The organism is uncultured Tyzzerella sp. (assembly GCF_963558545.1).
Lineage (GTDB): Bacteria > Bacillota > Clostridia > Lachnospirales > CAG-274 > Tyzzerella.
In genome coordinates this window covers 1-3213 of sequence record NZ_CAUWHO010000096.1, presented here as the reverse complement: position 1 = coordinate 3213, position 3213 = coordinate 1, and the positions used below count along the sequence as shown (strand labels likewise).

The 3213-nt window shown below is 23.5% G+C and carries 2 protein-coding genes; both read right to left on the bottom strand.

The window, feature by feature from the left end; genetic code table 11:
• Positions 1-914: 914 nt before the first annotated feature.
• Positions 915-1187: a hypothetical protein gene (locus tag R5Z65_RS09770; protein WP_317368824.1), complete on the bottom strand. Its 273-nt coding sequence runs from the start codon at positions 1185-1187 to the stop codon at positions 915-917.
• 223 nt (positions 1188-1410) lie between these two features.
• Positions 1411-2424, bottom strand: coding sequence for a LacI family DNA-binding transcriptional regulator (locus tag R5Z65_RS09765; RefSeq protein WP_317368823.1), 1014 nt, complete (start codon positions 2422-2424; stop codon positions 1411-1413).
• Positions 2425-3213: the final 789 nt, after the last annotated feature.

The following is a 3213-nucleotide window of genomic DNA, read 5'->3' as shown; positions in this document are numbered from 1 at the left end:
TATTATTATATAAAATTATGGTGTAATTTTAGCTATAAAATACTCATTAACAAAGAGTTGTTTGCTCGAGCACATTTATAGTGTAATTATATATCTATATTTTTAATATGTCAATCTATAATATTGTATAAATCATTTGATTAAATTTTAGTAAATTTGACTTTTTAATTATATGTGTAATTTTTATAATTAATACTTTTAATTTTGATAATTACAAAAATATATTCCTTATATTAACAAGCCAATTTATAGCTATGAATATTAATAACTATAAATTAGCTTGTTAATATAAGGAATAAAAACTAATTGTATATTTGTTATTTTTATACATTATTGATATATTGCTATTATAGAATTAAAATCAACTATAAAGTTGTCATTTAACATAGGTAGTATTATAATACCATTTCTTTAATATAGAATAAGTTAATATCAATATCTAATTTATGTAAAGTTTTTTTCATATCACCACATTTTAATACTTCATAAATACACATAGTAGTTTAGTAAACATTTAAATGAAACTGCTCAGTATCCCAACCTAAAAAGTTATCTCTTTGATTTGCATCTATTGAGCCAAGCATACCATTAATAATATCAACTCTTAAATAGTGCTGAAAGGTATGTTCTGCTGATGTTACATAATTTGTTTCTATATTTAATTTAAAGTCTTTATCAAGTCCATATTGTTTTTAAAAACCTATTGATGTAGCAACATCAAAATCATATTGATGTTTCATTGGTTCTTTTGATTTTGGTTCAATAAATAAATCACCTTCAAAACCGATTTTTTCCCATAATCAACTGCCATTTTCATAAGTTTTGCAATGTTTTCTTGTTCTAGTTTCATATTTGTATTTAAAAGTGTTTCATAACCTTTTCCATAAAGTTTTACAACAGTATCTAAAATATTTTTAATTTGAGCTTCCTACTCCATTCATAAACTTAGTATTAGAAAACATATTGGCAGTACTCCATAAACATCTTATACCTGTTTCATCCATTTTTTCTTTAATATAGTCTGTAATTTCATCAAGTATCTTTTCAGTTTCTTCTATTGTATCAGCTTCTGGTACAATATTTACATCATTAAAACAAAAATATTCTATACCGAGTTTAGACATAAATTCAAAACCAGCATCAACTTTATCTTTTGTATGTTCTATAGTATCTTTTTTATTATTCAAAAACTTTTATCTGCTGTACCTGCTCAAATATATCAACACCTTCTGCACATAAGTTATGAAACCATACCATAGCAAAAGATAAATGTTGTTTCATATTTTTACCATAAATAACTTTATTAACATCGTAGTATTTAAAACCTAATGGATTTTTACTTTCTTTACCTTCATATTTTATTTTTTATCACTTTAAAAATTTCACTCATAATTTTTTCTACTTTATATTTTAAAAATTTTGTTTTATTTTTATTTGATTTTCTATTATATAACAATCATTTTGTGGCTTTTCACCTTTTATAAGATAATTAAACATAATTTCCATAGCTTTTTCACCCTGTAATCTAGGCTGTTGAGATATAGTTGCTTTTATAATATTTTGTTTTAACATTTCTATTGTTGTAGGTACTTCATCAAAACAAACTATTTGTATATCTTTCCTATTTAATTTAATAATAGCTCTACATACACCATATACACCACCTGCCACAACAAATATTGTATTAATAGATTTATCATTTTCTAGCATTTTTATAGTTTTATCATAAGCGGTAATATCATCATCATCTGTTTCAAAAATTTCTTTTATAATAACCTTATTATCTTTTTCTAGTTCTTCTTTAAATCCTAACACTCTTTGATTATGGCCATATATTTTATTAGAACCTTGAATAATACCTATATAACCTACTGAATTAATAAGTTTAACTATTCCACTAGCTATTTGACCACCTTTATAATAGTCAGTACCTATATATGAAAAACGTTTGCTATTTTTTATATCTGTATTTAAAGTTATAACACCTATTCCTTTTTCTTCTAAAAAATTTATCTTTTCTCTAATAATATCTGTATCTATAGGCGTTAAAATTAATCCAGAAATATTATTTTCAAAACTTTCTATAAGTTTTAATTGTTTTTTTATATTATATCCTTTCATAGTTTTTAATATTATTTTTATTCCATACTGTTCATAAATATCAATAAAGCTTTCAATACCTTTTATTACATCATTAAAAAATGGGTTACCATCAGATGGTAATATTATCCCAACTATATGATTTTTCTTTTTAGCAGCTAAAGCCTTACCAGCTAGATTAGGTTTATAGCCTAGTTTTTCAGCACATTCTTTAACCTTTTGTTCTGTCTTAGGATTTACTTTTCCTCTATTATTTAACACTCTATCAACTGTACCTCTAGATACACCACTAATTTCTGCAATCTTTTTTATTGTTACTGACATATAAACAACTCCGTTAAAATATCCTATAAATATAAGTATATTTTTTAATAATATATTTAATCTGCTCGAGCACATATTACAAGTTGATTATATAACTATATTTATAATATGTCAATTTATAATATGTCAATATATAATATAAATAACTTAAATCAATTTTATTTTTACTCTTTAATTCTTAATACAAAAATATCATAGTGCTATCCTAAATAAGTAGATAAAAAATACATTTTTGTGTTGTGATAAATTATACAATAAAAATGAGTTGTTTTTTGTCAAAATATGATATAGAATTAGAAAAAGTATTGTATCTTTATATTAAAATGGTAAGTCTCAGGCTGAACTTAGCTGTGAATATGGTGTTTCTCTTAATGCTATTGCTAAATTAATAAAACAATTTTCTGAAGTTAAAATTGACGATAGTACTATTCTTTCTGCTAAACAAATTTATAAATTACAAAAACGTAATGCTCTTCTTGAAGAGAAAAACTTAATATAAAAAAGCCATTTCCATATTCCCCCTCCCTCAAACAGAGATTAGATGCTGTTCATAGTCTTTGTTTTCAGCATTCTATTAAAACTTTATGTATAATTTTAAATGTTAATCGTAGCTCTTATTACAAGCATTTCGACTCTAAACCTCCTAATCGTTCTTTAGAAAATAAAAAAATTAAATCTTCTATTTTATATATTTATTTTTCTTCTAAAAAGCGTTTAGGTGTTTATAAAATTAATTATTTACCTAAGGCTTAATATGGCATTAACATCAGTGTTGAGCGTACTTATAGA

Excerpts from the sequence above, each read along its gene's own strand:
- R5Z65_RS09765 (WP_317368823.1), bottom strand. The coding sequence starts at position 2,424 with ATGTCAGTAACAATAAAAAAGATTGCAGAAATTAGTGGTGTATCTAGA.